Here is a 17,568-nt window from a genome sequence, read left to right as displayed (position 1 = left end):
GGGAGAATCGATCATGCAGTACAGAAAGGGCGGCTGTCTGTGCGGGGCCGTGCGCTATGTGTTGAAAAGCGAACCGCAAGCGGCCGCGGTTTGTCATTGCACGCATTGTCAGAAGCAAAGCGGCAGTCTGTTTTCGTTCAATCTGTTCGTCAGCGAAGCCGACTATGAGCAGCAAGGCAAGACGCTCGTCTACGAAACCAGAGGCGATAGCGGTCATCCGTCGTATCGCCATTTCTGCGGAAATTGCGGGTCGCCGGTCATCACGAAGGTCGCGATGATGCCCGGTCAGGTGATCGTCAAGGCGGGCACGCTCGATAGTCTGGAAGGACTGCAGCCGCCTCAAACGGAGATTTACACCGACGGCGCAGCACAATGGCTAGAGCCCTTCGCAGGTGCGACGCGTTTTACGCGGAGCCCTTGACCGCGTTGATGCCTGGTCTTGAACGGCCAGGCATCAGCGATGCACGATGGGCGCTTCGAGCAGGCAGCCGAATTCATTCGCGAACTCGACGGACACGCGCGCATGAACGGCGCCCTGCTTGTCGAAGAAACGCTGGGTTCCTTCGAGCGTGAACACGCCTTCGTGCCAGATGTTCGGATGGATGTAGAGACCGTGCTGTCCATCGAAGCGGAAGCACACGAACTTCTCCGGCGTGATGTCGTCGCCGGGCAGCGCCAACGGCACGTAGAACGGACGTCCGTCGAGCGGGAAGAACAGTTGTCCGCCGTCGGGATGGTAGTTCGCGTGCCACAGCAGCATGCGCTCCGGCGGCATGGCGTGATGTTCGCGCGCTTCGTCCGGCTCCGTCGCATACGCAAGGACATAGTGGCCGCCGACAGCCTCGTTGCGGCCGTAGAGAATGTCGCCGCGCCATTCGCTCACGAACACGCCTTCCGTCGTGCCCGCCTCATCGCCCGTACCGGGATCGATGGGCCGCGTACCCCGTGCCGGCCACTGGACGATCTCGACCTTGCACTCGTCCGGATCGGCGACGAGCCTGCCATAGCCGTCTAGCGAAGCCGGCGTTGCATCGACGACGGGCATGGTCACCCGTTTGAGGTCGCGTGGAAGGTCGGGGTTGAGATAGTCGATCGGAGTGTACATCGTCGCAGTCTACGGCGTCTTCCTGGCTGCTGGTGGATAATCCCGCCCGGCTTTTCGGATTTTCGTTGAACGGGTGAATTTACCGATTAATACGCGAAGGTGGCGAGCGTGAGTGCGAACGCCGCTCTGCCAATGGATCGCGGATTTTCACAATATCGACTGATATTCCTGCTAGTGGTAATCCCGGATATTAAAATTAATCGTCCGCCACAAAGCTGAAACGCATAAATTCTTCGATTCGTATGACGAAAAAAAACCAAAAAAATAACCATATCGATCATAAATTTACTTTTTCTGACCGTGGGATGGTGAATCTTTCCTCATCGATACCGCTTCGTGGAAGCATATCTCAAAAATTTCCCGATATTACCGGCGACATCGCCTTTTCTGGTTCTGGCGGACAACGTTACACGAATGAAACGTTTATAATTCGTCTGCCTTGAAAGTTTCTGTAATTAATACTTTATCGGGGTACGAGTCGCAGTAATTAATACCTGTAGTGCTTGCGTATAGCAAGTTGCCGTTTCGTCTCTTTCGGGCGTGCGTTCGCAGTTTCCGCGTCGTTGCTGACCGCGGTATCGCGAAGCTCGGGGTGCGCCTGATTCATGGATGTGCATCGATTCGTCGAACCGAAAGGGTTCGCGGCGGCATGCTGCTGTCAAAAATCGCAAGCGGGTTGAGTACGCGTTAAGGATTCCTCATCGGCAGGAGTTTTGCGCGACTCACGCGACGCGAACATCCGATCCAACGCCAGATACATACGGACCCCTCCCACCAGAGCGCGAGGTTCCCGGACGTTCCTGGCAAGCGCATGCGAGATTGCATGAGTCAATGCTCTGCTCGTATGCGTATTCAATAGTAAGTAATCCGTAATAAATACATAACGCGGGTTGTATTCGATAACGCCACAGCGGGACGATTTGTGAACGATCTTGCTGGACACCTTCGGGGAAGACGGATTTTCAGCGAGATCAACGGACTATGATGAAATATTGGAAAGTAGTGGGGGTTGCATCGGCAACCGTGCTGACGTCGTTCGGTGCGCAACAGGCGCATGCTCAGGCAACGTCGATTACTGTCTCGGGGCAGACGTATACGCTGTGCGGCAAGGAAAACGGCAATTGCTCGTTCCTTGGAACGGGCTCCGTAGTTTTTGGCGCTGTGCCGCCTAACGCGCCGTCGGTGATGCTGACTGCGCCGCGCACGTTTACCAATGGCGTGGGCTGTTATGTGGGTGCGGTTTCATCGACCGACCCTGCATATGGATATGGAAAGGCATGCTGGGTGCGTGCGGTCGCGGCTACGCCGTCTGCTACGCCTACTCCGACGCCCACCCCGACGCCTACTCCGACTCCCACGCCTACGCCTACGCCTACGCCAACGCCAACGCCAACGCCAACGCCAACGCCCACGCCCACGCCAACGCCAACGCCAACGCCCACGCCGACTCCTACCCCGTCGCCCGCGCCGTCACCCTCGGCCAGTTCGACGCTGTCGTGCGGAACGCCGACGCAAACAGCGGGCGGCACGGCGAGCGGTCTGATCACGGCCGATACGCCGACCACCGACGGTCTGCGCGTTTTCCAGAACAACACACCGTTCAAAGTGACCGTCACGACGAACGCGCCGAACGCGGATACCGTGGTCTGGTCGATTGCGGATTCGAACGGCTCGATCAAGACGCAGGGCAGCTTCCCGGTGAGCGCCGGCGTGCAGACCAACAGCATCTCGTGCACGTCGACGTGGTCGGGCTATGGCGCGATCACGGCCACGCTGCGCGCGAGCGGCGGCACGCTGCCGAATCGCGGCACGCGTCCGACGGGCATCGCGACGTTCGGCGTGCTGCCGAATCTCGCTTCGGCGCTCGGCACGGTGACGTATGCACATCAGGACCAGCATCGCTTCGGCATGCAGGGCTTCAACGGCAACATCGCCGCGCTGCATGCACTCGGCATTACGTGGACGATCGACGATCGCCAGCAGTCGGTGATGGAGCCGAACGGTCCGAACACGTATACGCCGAATGTGAGCGACCTCGATCCGTTCTATAAGGCAAACCCGGACCAGATGCGTATTGTGCGTCTCGACGGCATTCCTGCATGGAACTCGAAGACGGGCCAGTTCACCGACAGCTACTACGCACCGAAGGATCTGAACGAGTTCCAGAACTTCATGGCGAAAGTCGGCACGGACACGAGCCTGATCCGCGCGGCAAACTATCCGAACCAGCAGAACAACTACTATCAGGTCACGTGGGAGCCTAGCCTCGCATGGGCCGATAGCGATGCGAACTTCGTCGCGATGTACAAGGCTGCGTATCAAGGCATCCATTCGACGGATCCGAACGCGATCGTGATGGGCACGGGCAATCCGTTCGCCGCGAACTGCGATACCTGCACGGCAGGCTATCTGAAGAAGTTCGGTGCGCTCGGCCTGTGGAATTACATCGACGCTGTGTCGACACACGGTTACTGGAACGCGGGTACGTACCCGGCGCATCCGCCTGAGCAGTACGATTCGGACCCGAGCGCGGCCAACCAGGCCAACGCACTCGACAACCAGATCGCACAGCTGCGTCAGGTGATGCAAGCCGGCAAGCCGAACATGAAGCTGTTCTTCACGGAAGCGGGCACGAGCTACGACCCGGGTCTCGCCTACGGTCCGACGGTGCCGTCGCAGAACCAGCTGTTCGCGCATGCGGCAGTGGGCGTCCGCTCGCACATCATCACGTTGGGCAGCGGTGCGCAGTTGACGACGCTGTTCTACGGTGCCGACTATCCGGGCGAAGTGGGCTACGGTTCGTTCTTCGACCTGAACAACGCGCAAGGCTCGTACGGTGCGTCGAATCTGTCGCCGAAGCCTGAAGCCATGGCATTCGCAACGATGACGCGTGTGCTCGACGGCACGAACACGCTCGGCCCCATCAAGAGCGCGCCTTCGGGTGTCTTTGCCTACGGCTTCCAGCAACTCGGCAACGGCAAGGTCGTGACGGCAGCATGGACGCACAATAACAGCCAATGGCCCGCCAACGGCACGTATAGCCAGACCTACTCGCAGGCCTATTCGCTGCAGGTGGACAATCCTGGCACGTCTGGCAACGTGACGAAGATCGACGGCTATGGCAACGTCAGCACGGTTGCGTACTCGAACGGTCAGGTGTCGCTGACGCTGACGGAAGTGCCGCAGTACATCGTGTCGAACAACGCAACGGTGGCGAAGAGCAATTCGACCGTGCCTGTTGGTTACACGGGGCAGTAAGCGTTCTATGCGGTAAGCGTCGATAACCCCCGGTTATCACGTTCATGCGCCATCCCTTTTGCGACGATCCGTTGTACTCGCGTACAACGGCGTCGGCGAGGGATGGCGCATTTTTCATTTGAGGCGCACGTTCGCGACATAAACCCCAGCAGCGATGCGGGGTTTGCGTTTACGACCTCAGCGCAAGCCCCGACTTGATTTTGCCTTCCGCGTCCTTGACGGTATCGGCCGGCTTGAGAGTCGGCTCGCCGATGATGTCCGCGATCTTCGTGCGTTCTTCGTCGCGCGTCAGAGGCTTGGCATCGTCGCTGGCCTTCGCAGGTGCACTGCTGCTTTCGTTGCGCGCAGCCAGCGAGTGCTCGCTCATTTTCGACATCAGCATGGCGGCCTCGCCTTTGGGAATGCCTGTATCCGTCAACAGCGTGTGGACGGCTTTCAAATCCGCGTCGCCGCTGATGTGTTCCAACGCGCGCTTCTCGCGCTGCGACCTCGTGAGCCCCAGTTCTTTGTCGACGTTGCCGAGCCGTGCCAGGCTGCCATCGTTCGCCCGCTTCATGCCGTTCTGCACGATGCCGCTGATGTGCTTGTTCGCGAGTTCCTGAGCGTCTGATTTGACCGTCGCGGATTTCCTGTCGTCGATCATGCTGCCGGGGATCCTGAAGCCGAAATTGTTCTGCTGCGCGACGTTGCGGCGCGCGTTCTCATAAGCCACGGCATAGGCGCCGGCTTTGACTCCGATCGGTGCGTCTTCGGGTAATGGCGGCAATCCGTCCATGCGTCGATTGACGTGACGCAGTACTTCGTCGCTCTTCTCGTTACGCATCTCTTGCCGTGCTTCGACAAAGGGCTTCTTCAGTTCGAGCGTTTCCTTGCCACCGAGTCCCGCATGTCCGGCGACCAGCGCAGGCGTGATCGCGCCATGCGTTCCGACGATCTGCGCTGTAGTCGCGGCCACGCCGATCCCCGAGCCCAGCGTCGCCAGCGCGGCGCCGCGTCGCTGTTTGCCCTTGTTCTCCGCGATGCTCATCGTCGCGAGGACATCGCGTGCGTGCGTCGAGTCGGGATGTGAAGTGTCTTTGGCAATCCGGGTGAGTTTTGCCTTGTCGTATTGCCAGTTGCCTTGGGCGTCTTTGGTGATAAGCTGATTTTCGGGGATCGACGGATTGCGCTTGAACGCGAGTTGTTGCGCGGGCGTCAGGTTCTTGTGGTCGACAAGACCTTGATTGAGCGACGCGGCAGGTGTGCCCGCTTTGCTGCTGGCCGTATGAAAGCGCGCCACGTCTCCGGCCAGCATGTCGTCGACCTTGTTTCCATAGCGCTTGCTGATGTTGTGCGCAGCGATCGCGGTGGAACCCGACGCGGCGGCGTTGACCAGTTCGGTCGCGGGCGCGGCATCGTAGGCAAACTTGCCGTGCTCGTTGGATGACGCGGCATTCAAGACGTTATTCATCGGCTTCTTGCCTGCGAGACCGACCGCGTGAACGCCTTTTCTGTTTGCGCCAAGCATGTTGGCAAAGCGGGCGAAGCCGCCACCCGATTCGGCTTTGGGCGGGACGAATGAATGGACGTCGCCGGGCTTGCCGGGAACGGCGGGCAGCGGCTTGGCGGGACGTTGCGCGGAAGCGTCGGCGGCAGGCGGATTGTGCGCCGGCTCTTCGGGAGGGACAGGCGGCAGCGGTTTGTCCGTCCGCCGTGGTGTCGACGACGAAGAGGCGTCGCCTGGCCCCGGCCTCGGCGTCGACGGTCGCTTGCCCAGCGCGTCGAATTGCTGCGACGAGCGCTGGGACAGCCTGCTTTCGCCAGACTTCGAGGTCGAGGCTCCCGGCGTGCTTGAGGGCAAATCGACGGGCGAGTGCGACTTGATTCTGATAGGGGCCATGACTTGGGTTCCGTGATTGAAGTTTCGGAAGCGGCGCTGCTACTTCGGCAGTGGCGATGGCTTGCGGGCAGTCCCGTGCTTGCCTGCGAATTGTTGTGCTCAATACTCACGTGGAAGCAGGTCGGGCCGAAACGACGCTGACTGAACCGAAGCTGGCTGAATGAATATTTGGTGAACACGAATGGCACCCGATGATGGCTCGTGCCGTTCTCGGGCTTCATGCTTCACGGCGGCGTGAGTTCCCGTCAATCAACGGAAGCGCGCCGCGGTTTGAAGAGGCTTTAAAAAAGCACAGCGATAATTGTTAAATGGACGGATAATTTATTCCGCCAGTATGCGAATGGCATTTCTTAATCCGGCAATTACGACCTGATACATATCGCCTTTAAAATACGATTGCGATTAACGTCTTCAATTCTGTAATATCGCGCGGTAGCGCGTGGGCGCAATCGGATTAAAAAGAGGCGGTATGGGGGCGCAGGACATAATCGGGGCGATCACGGGCGCAGTCGTGCAGACCGACCGGGTGCTGAGGCTGGACACGCCGCTGGGCGCCAATGTGCTGGTGCCGCAGCGCGCGCTCGGCCATGCAGCGCTGGGCCGCGACAGCGCCTTTATCGTCGATGTCATTTCATCGCGCGAGGGCATCGAACTCAAATCGCTGATTGCACAGCCCGTTACGCTCTGGATCCAGCAGGAAAATCGGACTTATCGTCCGCATCACGGTTATGTGCATACGGCGCGGCGCCTCGGTTCCGACAGTGCGCTGACGAGTTATCAGATCGGCTTGACTTCGTGGCTGCATTTTCTGTGCTTCAGAAAGGATGCCCGCATCTGGCAGGATAAAACCGCCGACGCCATTCTCACCGACGTATTCAACGCCCATCCGCAGGCACAGGGTGCATTTCGATTCATATTGAGCCAGCCGCTCGCACAGCGCTCGTTCTGCGTGCAATACGAAGACGACTGGAATTTCTGCCACCGGCTGATGGAAGCCGAGGGCCTTTTCAGTTACGTCGAGCAGGCCGATGACGGCAAATCGCATACGCTCGTCATCAGCGACGACATTGGCACGTTGAAACCGATGAGCCCGCAGACGGTGAACTTCTACCGCGCCGGCACGAACAGCGAAACCGATGGGTTCGTGCAATGGAGCGGCACGCGCACGCTGCAAAGCACGACGCTGACCACGCGTACGTTCGACTACAAGTCGCCGGCAAGCGCAGCGAATCCGAAGGGCACTTCGCTGCCGACGATGGCCGGCCAGGGCGATCTGCCTGCGCAGGCAGAGGTCTATGAATATACGGGCGCTTACACGTACGGTGCTCAGGACCATGGCGACCATCTGTCGAAAGTGCGCATGGAAGCGTGGGAATCGCGTGCGCGCCGCTTCGATGGCGTGGGCGCGGTGCGCGGTATCGATGCGGGGCGCTGGTTCGAACTGGCGAATCATCAGGAGCACAGCGCGCGTGCAGAGCAGGAACGGCAGTTTGCGGTTATCGCCGTGGAATGGTTGATCGAGAACAATCTGCCCGTCTCGGCGGGCACGACGGATTTCCCGCACAGCCTGAGCGGTTTGGTCGCGGCGGCACGCGCGCAGCATGGTGCGCAATCGCTGGCGGTGAAGGGCAGCGACGGCAGCGAAGGGTTCTTCATGGTGCGCGTCGAGGCGCAACGCAAGATCGTTCCGTATCGCAGTCCGTTCGAGCATCACAAGCCGGAGATGCGGCTGCAGACGGCAACTGTCGTCGGCCCGGCAAACGAAGAGGTTTATACCGACGAACTGAATCGCATCAAGGTGCGCTTCCACTGGGACCGGCTGAACCCGGGCGACGAGAATGCGTCGTGCTGGGTGCGTGTGGCAATGTCGGATACGGGCGATGGATATGGCAGCGTGCACGTACCGCGCATCGGCGAAGAAGTGGTGGTGAGCTGGCTCGACGGCGATTGCGACCGGCCCGTCGTGACGGGGCGCGTGTATAACGGCGCGAAGACGCCGCAGTGGCATTCGAATGGCATTCTCTCGGGCTACCGTTCGAAGGAGTATCAGGGCAGCGGCTACAACCAGATGGTGATGGACGACGCGACGGGGCAGAACCGCGTGCAGCTTTATAGCAGCAGCGCGAATTCATTCCTGCATCTGGGCTATCTGGTCGCGCAGAACGGCAACACGCGCGGTGCGTATCTGGGCAGCGGTTTCGATCTGAAATCGGATGCCTATGGCGCGGTGCGCGCGTCGCAGGGGATGTATGTATCGACGCATCCGTCGACCGGCACGGCAAGCCAGCCCCTCGACGCGAGCGCGGCACGCTCGCAGCTTGAGAATTCGCATAGCGTGATCGATATGATGTCGTCGGCAAGCGAGATGCACCAGGCCGAGTCGCTGAAAGACGGTACGGATGCACTCAAGGCATTCGGCGATGCGACGCAGAATAGCGTTTCCGGTTCGAGTGCCAGCGGCGGCAACACGGCCGGCGGCGGTACGGGCAACGCGAACTTTTTCAAGGAACCGGTCATGTTGTTCGCGACGCCTGCGGGACTCGCGATGTCGACGCAGCAGTCCGTTCACGTTGCATTGACACAGCACATGAATCTCGTCAGCGGGCACAGCACGCATATCGCCGCGGGCAAATCGCTGATTGCGAGCGTGAGCGAGAAGATCAGCCTGTTTGTGCAGAACGCGGGGATGAAGTTGTTCGCGGCGAAGGGCAAAGTGGAAGTGCAGGCGCATTCCGGCAACATCGAGTTAACCGCGCAAAAGTCGCTCAAGCTGATAGCGGCGACGGGCGACATAACGACTGCGGCCGCAAAAGAGATATTGCTGACGTCAGGCGGCGGGTATATCCGGCTCAAGGACGGCAACATCGAGATTCACGCGCCAGGCAACATCGACATCAAAGGGGCGCAGCATTCCTTTGCGGGGCCAGCGAGTACCGCGTATCCTCTGCCGCCGCTTCCGACGTCGAAGTACGAAGCGGCCATGCAGTATCTGTATCACGACAACGAGCCTGTGCAGGGTGCGAAGTACGTCGCGACGCTCGCAGATGGCAATGCGCGCGAAGGCGTATTGGATGCGCAGGGCAGAATGCATTTGCAGGACGTTCCCGTCGGCCCCGTCGAGGTCAAACTCGGACCGGACGCCCGTGCATACGCGCGCAAGAACGTGACGCAGAATCCGGACTTCAGGGGCGAGTTGCTGTCCGACAGCGACATCGATTCGCTGATCCAGAAGCATGGGGGGACGCAAGCTTGAGCTGGAGCCTCGACGACTTCAAGAAGACCTCCCTCGAAGTGGGGCAGTGGTGCTGGGGAACAATGCAGGGCGCGTTCAACGAGAAGCAGACCATCAGCCAGATCATCACCGATGCCGCCATCGGCGTGATTCCCGTGGTCGGCGACGTGACGGCCGTGCGCGATCTGCTGGCCGTCAGCATCGGTATGTGCCGCGACCCGCGCAAGCGCGAAGAGGTCATGGAATGGGTGCTGCTCGTGATTCTCGTGTTCGCGCTGATTCCCGTGGTGGGTGGCGTGATCAAAGGTGTCGGCCGCCTTGCGCTTCGCGTCGCAGGAGATGCGGCAAAGGACGAAAAGCTGCTGCAGGAAGTGGTGGCGTACCTCAATCGGGTAGGACATGGCGACGCGCCTCAATGGCTGCGTTCGCTCGACGTCAGGTCTTACCAGACACAGATCGTCGCGAAGCTCAAGAACTTCTGTTCGACAGTTCGACGCGCAATCCAGAAGACGCTTGAATCGCACGTGGGTACGCTGTTGCCGCAGCAGTGGCACGGCCAGTTGCAGATGGTCGCGGATGGGTTCGGTGCGCTGCCCGAAGCGGCGGATAAGATGGTGCCAAAGGCGCTGGATGAGCTCGATAGCAAGATCCGGGTGTTGCAGAATGCGGCTTATGATGGGGAGAAGCGCTCGATCGCGACGGGCGGCGTGCCGAAAGTCGAGAGAGAATCGGAGGCAGTACTCCGGGAGGAAGTTCGGTTACGAAAGCTGCCGCAGGGCGAGTTCAGCGCAATTCCCGCGTTCGTTGAAAACGAACGGCAGGTGGAGAAGCTTCGGGCAAAGTTCAGCGCATGGATATCGGAAGGATGGCCAGATCTCTTTCGTGGCAGAGGGACAATGCCGGTCTTTGGCGACAGACAGGTTTTCACAAGCATCGCTTCGTTTCACGGGGAAATTGCGGCATGGGATGCCGCGAAGCTGGCAGGTAAGAAGGTGTTTCGCGTCTTCGGTAAAGCCGGCACGATCGGAACTGAATCGTACGCGGGCGGCATGTATTGGGGGTTGGGTAAGGCGCCTGAAACTGCGAAGGAATGGCGCGAACTATGTGCGGTGCTCGATAAATTCAATGCCAATGGTTATATCGTGACTGGGCATCTGCCAGACAATCTTCGTCAACTATGGCCGGACGCCAAGGCATGGAAGGGCAAGGTGGCGGAACAATATGGCAGCGGTGAACCCCTTCAGTATCTGGAAGGCGGCGGCGAGCAATTGTTCGCAAGTTTCGGCAGCGATATCAACCAGCGCATTACACACATTGGTGATTTGATGAAGAAGGGTGACTTGCCTGACGTTCACACGGAAGAAATCAGTGGAGTGGTTTTCCGGTTCTACAAGACGAACTGGGAAAACGTAGAAAAGCTTTTCGGCTATGGAAAAACAGCCGAAGACACGAGCGCGGCTACGACCCGGAAGCTGGCCGGCAATGAAATCCGCGACAAGTGATGAACGGAAGAGTGCAACAGCAAAATTGATCCGAGATGAACAGATACGACATGCGGGACGACCTCACACGTCGCCAGGTTTTCTGGCTGCTCCAGCGGCTGACCAGCTGGTCGCTCTGGAACACGAAGCGTGAAGCCTTCAAGGTATTTGCCGATGCCTATGAGACAGCAATCAAAACGTGGCCCCCGAAAGATCCTGAAGCTCCGGAGGCAGACCATCTGAGCGCGATCTATGAAATCCTGACCTGCTACGACAGCGGACTCGCCGAACTCTCCAGGGGACATCGATTCGTCTGGCGCGCCGACCAGGTGTTCAAGGCGGCGGCCAGACGATTCAACGCGCTCGACCGCTACTTCTACCGCAACCCGAATTACTGGGAGCACGGAAGCCAGTTCGCGCCATATCCGCCGAAGGTTGACGCGCTTTATCAGCTCATGCACGCATCCGAGTTTCAGATGGACTATGCGCCGCTCGAAGTATGGACGGAAGACAACATCGCGAATCTGGAAAGCCCTGGTTCGTTGCTGGATCCCGCGCACTACAGGCACGGCTTCTATGATCTGGCGTACCCGACGATACCCGGCGTCTTGCAGCCGGTGCCTGACACATCCGGGCCGGTGATTCAGTCCGGCCAGGCAGTACCGTGCGACGGCATCTGGGAGCCAGTGACAATCAGGCGCAATCGCGTGCTCGACCTAAGCTCGACTGAAGGGGGGTTGTTCGAAAACGATGGTTGTTTCAACTATCTGGTAGCGGGCACGGAAGCCCCCAATCTGTCCGATGTCGATGATCAGGCGTTGGATATCACTCCGCGATCAACGCACTGGCGTCTGTTGTGGGAAGACACGCGCTACCAGGATGGCGTGATCCCGGATGAGTCGCAGTATTTCCTCAAGTCACCTGAAACCTCGCCTGCGTTCGATCCGAAGACCGTGAGGCCGGCCCGTACCGGCGATATCTGCCCCGTGGCCGGCGAATGGCGCACGGAGGAGTACGGCGGCAGGACCGTACATATAGCGGCAGGTAAATCGATGCCGGATGTCATGGTCGAAGACAGCTTGGGCGAGCGAAAGATGCACTGGGTCACCTGGCATCTGATGCGAGGCGCGTGAGTGTGGAGGATGCAAGACGACGTCACACGACGGAAGGTGTTCTGGTTACTGCAGCGCTTGACGAGCCTTTCGCTCTGGAGGGCGAAGCAGCGTGCCTTCAAGGTATTCGCATCGGCATATGAGACGGCAGCAAGGACGTGGCCGTCGACTGATCCAGTACCGCTGTCCGCGGATCATCTGACGACGATCTATACAATCCTGGACCTTTACGATCAAGGGCTCAACGAACTGGCGAACGGGCATCGCTTTGTCTGGCGCCAGGGACAGCCACTTGCGCTCGCGATCAGGGAGTTCAATTCGCTGGCCAGTCATTTCTATCGACACCCGGACTACTGGGATCGTGGTAGTCAGGTTGCGCCGTATCCCCCCCGGATCGACGCGCTGGTCAGCTTGTTGCGTGCGTCCGAGTACAGGATGGAGCAGGCGCCTGTGGAGGTTTGGGACACTGATCACAACTTCTCGCAGTTACAGTCGGTCTCTGCGTTGCTGAACCCGTCGAAATACAACTACCGGTTCTATGACCTCGCCTATCCTGTCTTTCCGGATGTCTTGCCCGAGGTACCCAACCCTTCCGGTCCCGTGATTCAATCCGGAGGCAATGTTCCTTTCGACGGAATCTGGGAGACTGTCTCAGTCGAGCAGACGCGAGTGCTTGGCGCGATACCTCCCGGCGTGAAATTGTTCAGGAATAACGGTTGTTTTAACTACTTTGTGAAGGACACCGCTGCTCCCAATCTGATGGCTGCCGATCCGATGACATCTGACGTGGTGGCCAAGCCTGTCCACTGGCGCCTGTTGTGGGAAGACACACGCTACCAGGATGGCGCCATCCCCGACGAGTCGCAGTACTTCCTTGCATCACCCGCATAGCCGGGGACGGTTCCGCACCAACCTCCACTCCGCACAACCCCCATAAACGACAGACCCGTCGGGCCAAACCCGCTAGGCGAAAACCCTGGCCCGATTCTCCTTGTAGCCAAGTCGCTAGCTGGTATGATGACCTCATGACGGCACATGTGATGAGTAGGCGATAACGACGACCGTCGACTGGTTTTAGGCAGTGCACAAGGCGTTTAACCAGACTGGAGACAAGACGATGAAAGCATCGAAGCGGTGGCTCGCGCTTGCGTTGACCACTTTGGCGGTCGTTGGCACAAGCAGCGCCGCGCAGGCGGCGAATCTGATCGCCATCATCACCCCCTCGCACGACAACCCGTTCTTCAAGGCCGAAGCCGACACCGCAAACGCGCGTGCCAAGTCGCTCGGTTATGACACGATCGTCCTCGTCCACGACGACGACGCGAACAAGCAATCGAATCTCGTCGATACGGCCATCGCGCGCGGCGCGAAGGCGATCATTCTCGACAACGCAGGCTCTGAAGCGTCGATTGCCGCGGTCAAGAAGGCGAAGGCGGCGGGCATTCCGTCGTTCCTGATCGACCGCGAAATCAACGCGACGGGTATTGCCGTCTCGCAGATCGTGTCGAACAACTATCAGGGCGCGCAGCTCGGCGGCCGCGCGTTCGTCAAGGCGCTGGGCGAGAAGGGCAACTATGTCGAGCTCGTCGGGCGTGAAGCGGACATCAATGCCGGCATCCGCTCGAAGGGCTATCACGATGTGATCGACCAGTTCTCGGGCATGAAGATGGTCGAGCGGCAGTCGGCGAACTGGAGCCAGACGGAAGCGTATCGCGTGATGGAAACCATTCTGCAGAGCCACCCGGACATCAAGGGTGTGATTGCGGGCAACGACACGATGGCGATGGGCGCATCGGCGGCGCTGAAGGCCGCGAAGCGCAGCGACGTGATCGTGGTCGGCTTCGACGGCAGCAACGACGTGCGCGACGCCATCATGCGCAACGACATTCGCGCGACCGTCCTGCAGCCGGCCGCGCAGGCCGCGACGGAAGCCGTCGATCAGGCCGACAAGTACATGAAGACCGGCTCGACGGGCAAACCGGAAAAACAGTTGATCAACTGCTCGCTGATCACGAAAGCGAACGCCGGCAAGCTCGACATGTTCGCACTGCGCTAGCGCGCGACGTCATCGCGAGGAGATATCGCACGCTTCTCCTCGCGTTGCATCATCGATCTGCGTCACACATCAGTTTTCTCATTCGACGTACCGAGAGGTCTTCCATGAGAGGTTGCATGTACGCGGCGATCGTGTTGATCGCCGCGAGCGGGACGTTGCAAGGCTGCAAGCTGGTCAAACACGACGCGCAGGCGTCGAAGAATCCGCGCAACGCGTACGCATCGGCGGGCTACGATCCGAACGCGATGGTCGCGTCGATGTGGAGCACGAAGATCGTGCCCGATGTCGAAAAGCGCGCAACCGATTACGCGACATTGCGCGACGCGATCAAGGCGGACCCCGACGCGGCGGGCAAGCAATACGGCTATCGCGGCAAGGACGACGGCGCGCCGTGGAATTTCCCGACGAAGCTGCACGGCACGATCGTCGACGTCGACACGCAATCGAGCCAGGGCACTGTGGGTGTCGATATCGATGGAGACGGCAAGGCCGATGTGATCGTCGATATCGGTCCGACCGTGCTCGGCACGACGTTGCGCGATACGCTCGACTTCATCTCGTTCACGAGTTTCCGCAATCAGATCGAATACGCGCAGTTCGGCACCGCGCTGAACAGCTATGCGGCCACGCATGTGATGAAGCCGCTGCCGCGCGATACGCTCAAGGGCAAGCAGGTCACCGTGACGGGCGCGTTCTCGTACGATTCATCGGCGGAACAACCTGAAATCGTGCCGCTCGCAGTCGCGCTCGGAGGCAAGTCATGAGCGAAGCCAACGAAGTGGACGACGTGATTTTGCACGTCGAAGGCGTGACGAAGGTGTATCCGGGCACGGTCGCGCTGAAAGAGGTCAACTTCGCGGTGCGGCGCGCGGCTGTGAACGTGCTGGTCGGCGAGAACGGCGCGGGCAAGTCGACGCTGATGAAGATCATCGCGGGCGCGGAACAGCCGAGCACGGGGCGTTTGCTGCTCGACGGCAAGCCTGTTGAACTGGCGAGCAGCGCGGAAGCACTGAAGCATGGCATCGGCATCGTGTTTCAGGAGCTGAATCTGTTCCCGAATCTGTCGATTGCCGAGAACGTGTTCATCGCGCATGAAATCACGCGCGCAGGCATCGACATCGATGCCGACGCGCAGCGGCGCAAGGTGCGTGAACTGCTCAAGCGACTCGAACTGGATGTGAGTCCCGACACGCTGGTCGAAGATCTGCGCATCGGCCAGCAGCAACTCGTCGAGATCGCGAAGGCGCTCGCGCACGATGCGCGCGTGCTGATTCTCGACGAGCCCACTTCTGCGCTGAGCGCGGCTGAAGTCGAAGTGCTGTTTCAGGTGATCGCCGATCTCAAGGCACATGGCGTCGCGATCGTCTATATCTCGCACCGGCTCGAAGAGCTGATTCGCATCGGCGACTACATCACCGTGTTGCGCGACGGAAGGATCACCGGCAACCAGCCGATGGCGCAAGTGGACGTGCCGTGGATCGTGCGTCAGATGGTCGGCCGCGAGACGAAAGATTTTTCGCGGCCCATCGGTCACGAGCGCGGCGCCGAAGTACTGACGGTGCGCGACGTGTGTCTGCCGCGCAAGGGAAGCGGACTGCTGGTCGATCACGTGTCGCTGTCGCTGCATGCGGGTGAGATCGTCGGCATTTACGGGCTGATGGGCGCGGGGCGTTCCGAGCTGTTCGAGTGCATACTCGGCTGCCATCCGCTCGCGACGGGTGACATCGTACTGGACGGAAAGCCGCTTGCGGGCAAGCCGATTGCACGGCGCGTCGCGCAGGGTCTTGCGCTGATTCCCGAAGACCGCAAGGCCGATGCGCTGCTGCCGATTCTCTCGATCGGCGACAACATGACGATCTCCAGTCTCTCTGAGTTCGCTCGCGCGTTTCATATCAGCACGCAGCGCGAGCAGCGCTCCGTTGCGCAATACATCCGCGATCTCGCGATCAAGGTTGCGGACTGGCGGCTGCCCGTCAGTTCGCTGTCGGGCGGCAACCAGCAGAAGGTGATCATCGCGCGCGCGTTGATGACTACGCCCAAAGTGCTGCTGATGGACGAACCGAGCCGCGGCATCGACGTCGGCGCGAAGGCCGACATCTTCAAGGTGATGCGCGATCTCGCCGTGAAGGGCCTCGGCATTCTGTTCGTGACCTCCGACCTCGAAGAAGTGATGGCGCTGTCGGACCGCATTCTGGTGATGTCGAACGGACGCGTGACGGCCGAATTCGACGCCGCCGAAGCGACCCAGGATGCGCTCGTCGCGGCCTCGGCTGTCGGCCACCGTACGGCACTCCCCGAACAACGCGCCGCAGCGTGATCGTTGCCTCGCGCGGCTGATTTCAAAGCTGATCCAGCAACACACTGGAGACTATTCATGACGATGGCTATCAAGGGCGAAGCACCGGGCGCGAGCATCGGCGAGGCACCGCTTCTGCTGTTGCTCAAACTGCGGACGTTCATCGCGCTCTTTGCCGTTGCGATCTTTTTCTCGTTCGCGGCGCACAACTTTTTGAGCATCGAAAACCTGCTGATCATGTCGCGGCACGTTGCGCTGAATGCGTTCCTCGCGATCGGCATGACGTTCGTGATCGTGGCGGGCGGCATCGATCTTTCGGTGGGTTCGATCGTCGGGCTGTCGGGCATGGTGGCAGGCGGGCTGATTCTGCACGGCATCCCGATCGGCGATCAATACACGCTCTATCTGAGCGTGCCCGAAACGATCGTCGCCGCGCTGCTGACGGGTGTGGCCGTCGGCGCGATCAACGGGCTGCTGATCACGCGCCTCAATGTCGCGCCGTTCATCGCGACGCTCGGCACCTTGTATATTGCACGCGGCGCGGCGTTGCTGTCGTCGGGCGGCGAGACGTTCCCGAACCTGACGGGCAATCCCGATTACGGCACCACGGGCTTCCCGATTCTCGGCAGCGCGACGATACTCGGCATTCCGTTGACGATCTGGCTGCTGGTGCTGGTCGGCGCGGTTGCCGCGTATATCGCGGGACGCACGCCGCTCGGGCGGCAGATCTACGCGATCGGCAGCAACGAGCGCGCGGCGCAGTTGTCCGGCGTGCGCGTGAATCGCGTGAAGATGTTCGTCTACATGTTCTCGGGGCTGTGCGCGGCGATCGTCGGGCTGATCATTTCGTCGGAACTGGTCGCGTCGCATCCGATGAGCGGCGAGACCTTCGAACTCAACGCGATCGCGGCGGCCGTGCTCGGCGGCACGTCGATGTCGGGCGGGCGCGGCAAGATCGGCGGCACGATCATCGGCGCCTTCGTGATCGGCATTCTCTCCGACGGGCTCGTGATGATGGGCGTCAGCGCGTTCTGGCAGACGGTCATCAAGGGCGTGGTGATCGTGGCCGCGGTGGTCGTCGATCAGATCCAGCGCCGCGTGCAGCAACGCTTCGCGTTGCAGAAGCAGGCCGCGACGGGAGCGTGAGCG

General features: G+C 60.2%; 13 protein-coding genes. 11 read left to right on the top strand and 2 right to left on the bottom strand.

The genetic code is table 11. The features are described 5' to 3' along the window. Positions 1-13 precede the first annotated feature (13 nt). Positions 14-421, top strand: coding sequence for a GFA family protein (locus tag G3N95_RS24970; RefSeq protein WP_205972740.1), 408 nt, complete (start codon positions 14-16; stop codon positions 419-421). A gap of 33 nt (positions 422-454) precedes the next feature. Here the strand turns inward: G3N95_RS24970 and G3N95_RS24965 are convergent, their stop codons facing one another. Beyond that, the gene (locus G3N95_RS24965; RefSeq protein ID WP_205972739.1) at positions 455-1,105 is read right to left on the bottom strand and encodes an ureidoglycolate lyase; all 651 of its coding nucleotides are present in this window, start codon (positions 1,103-1,105) and stop codon (positions 455-457) included. Positions 1,106-1,347: 242 nt separating this feature from the next. Between G3N95_RS24965 and G3N95_RS24960 the strand changes: the two genes are divergently transcribed. Both G3N95_RS24960 and G3N95_RS24955 read left to right on the top strand, forming a co-directional pair. After that, complete coding sequence (locus G3N95_RS24960; RefSeq protein ID WP_205972738.1) at positions 1,348-1,548, top strand: hypothetical protein; 201 nt, start codon at positions 1,348-1,350, stop codon at positions 1,546-1,548. 538 nt (positions 1,549-2,086) lie between these two features. Further along, the gene (locus tag G3N95_RS24955) at positions 2,087-4,363 is read left to right on the top strand and encodes a hypothetical protein (protein WP_205972737.1); all 2,277 of its coding nucleotides are present in this window, start codon (positions 2,087-2,089) and stop codon (positions 4,361-4,363) included. 169 nt (positions 4,364-4,532) lie between these two features. Here G3N95_RS24955 and G3N95_RS24950 read toward each other — a convergent pair whose 3' ends face one another. After that, positions 4,533-6,242 (bottom strand): hypothetical protein, encoded by a 1,710-nt coding sequence (locus tag G3N95_RS24950; RefSeq protein WP_205972736.1) that lies wholly within the window; start codon positions 6,240-6,242, stop codon positions 4,533-4,535. A 469-nt stretch (positions 6,243-6,711) separates the two neighbouring features. Here G3N95_RS24950 and G3N95_RS24945 point away from each other — a divergent pair, with 469 nt between their 5' ends. From G3N95_RS24945 to G3N95_RS24910, 8 genes are all read left to right on the top strand, one after another. Further along, complete coding sequence (locus tag G3N95_RS24945; RefSeq protein WP_205972735.1) at positions 6,712-9,495, top strand: type VI secretion system Vgr family protein; 2,784 nt, start codon at positions 6,712-6,714, stop codon at positions 9,493-9,495. Further along, positions 9,492-10,976 carry a hypothetical protein gene (locus tag G3N95_RS24940; RefSeq protein WP_205972734.1) on the top strand — a complete coding sequence of 495 codons (1,485 nt, stop codon included), beginning with the start codon at positions 9,492-9,494 and terminating at the stop codon, positions 10,974-10,976. The genes G3N95_RS24945 and G3N95_RS24940 overlap by 4 nt, the downstream gene beginning before the upstream one ends. Positions 10,977-11,011: 35 nt before the next feature. Beyond that, positions 11,012-12,088, top strand: a complete 1,077-nt coding sequence (locus tag G3N95_RS24935) for an Imm72 family immunity protein (protein WP_205972733.1) — start codon at positions 11,012-11,014, stop codon at positions 12,086-12,088. Positions 12,089-12,097: 9 nt separating this feature from the next. After that, positions 12,098-12,958, top strand: coding sequence for an Imm72 family immunity protein (locus G3N95_RS24930; RefSeq protein WP_205972732.1), 861 nt, complete (start codon positions 12,098-12,100; stop codon positions 12,956-12,958). 226 nt (positions 12,959-13,184) lie between these two features. Next, positions 13,185-14,123 carry a D-ribose ABC transporter substrate-binding protein gene (locus G3N95_RS24925; RefSeq protein ID WP_205972731.1) on the top strand — a complete coding sequence of 313 codons (939 nt, stop codon included), beginning with the start codon at positions 13,185-13,187 and terminating at the stop codon, positions 14,121-14,123. Between the two features lie 116 nt (positions 14,124-14,239). Next, positions 14,240-14,887 (top strand): DUF2291 domain-containing protein, encoded by a 648-nt coding sequence (locus tag G3N95_RS24920; protein WP_241018893.1) that lies wholly within the window; start codon positions 14,240-14,242, stop codon positions 14,885-14,887. Continuing rightward, positions 14,884-16,440, top strand: a complete 1,557-nt coding sequence (locus G3N95_RS24915) for a sugar ABC transporter ATP-binding protein (protein WP_205972729.1) — start codon at positions 14,884-14,886, stop codon at positions 16,438-16,440. The genes G3N95_RS24920 and G3N95_RS24915 overlap by 4 nt, the downstream gene beginning before the upstream one ends. 57 nt (positions 16,441-16,497) lie before the next feature. Beyond that, on the top strand, positions 16,498-17,565 hold the full coding sequence (locus G3N95_RS24910) for an ABC transporter permease (RefSeq protein ID WP_205972728.1): 1,068 nt from the start codon (positions 16,498-16,500) through the stop codon (positions 17,563-17,565). Positions 17,566-17,568: the final 3 nt, after the last annotated feature.

The organism is Paraburkholderia sp. Tr-20389 (assembly GCF_017104565.1).
Taxonomy (GTDB): Bacteria; Pseudomonadota; Gammaproteobacteria; order Burkholderiales; family Burkholderiaceae; genus Paraburkholderia.
Note: the sequence above shows the minus strand (reverse complement) of the source record. Positions and strands in the feature narration are given on the sequence as shown.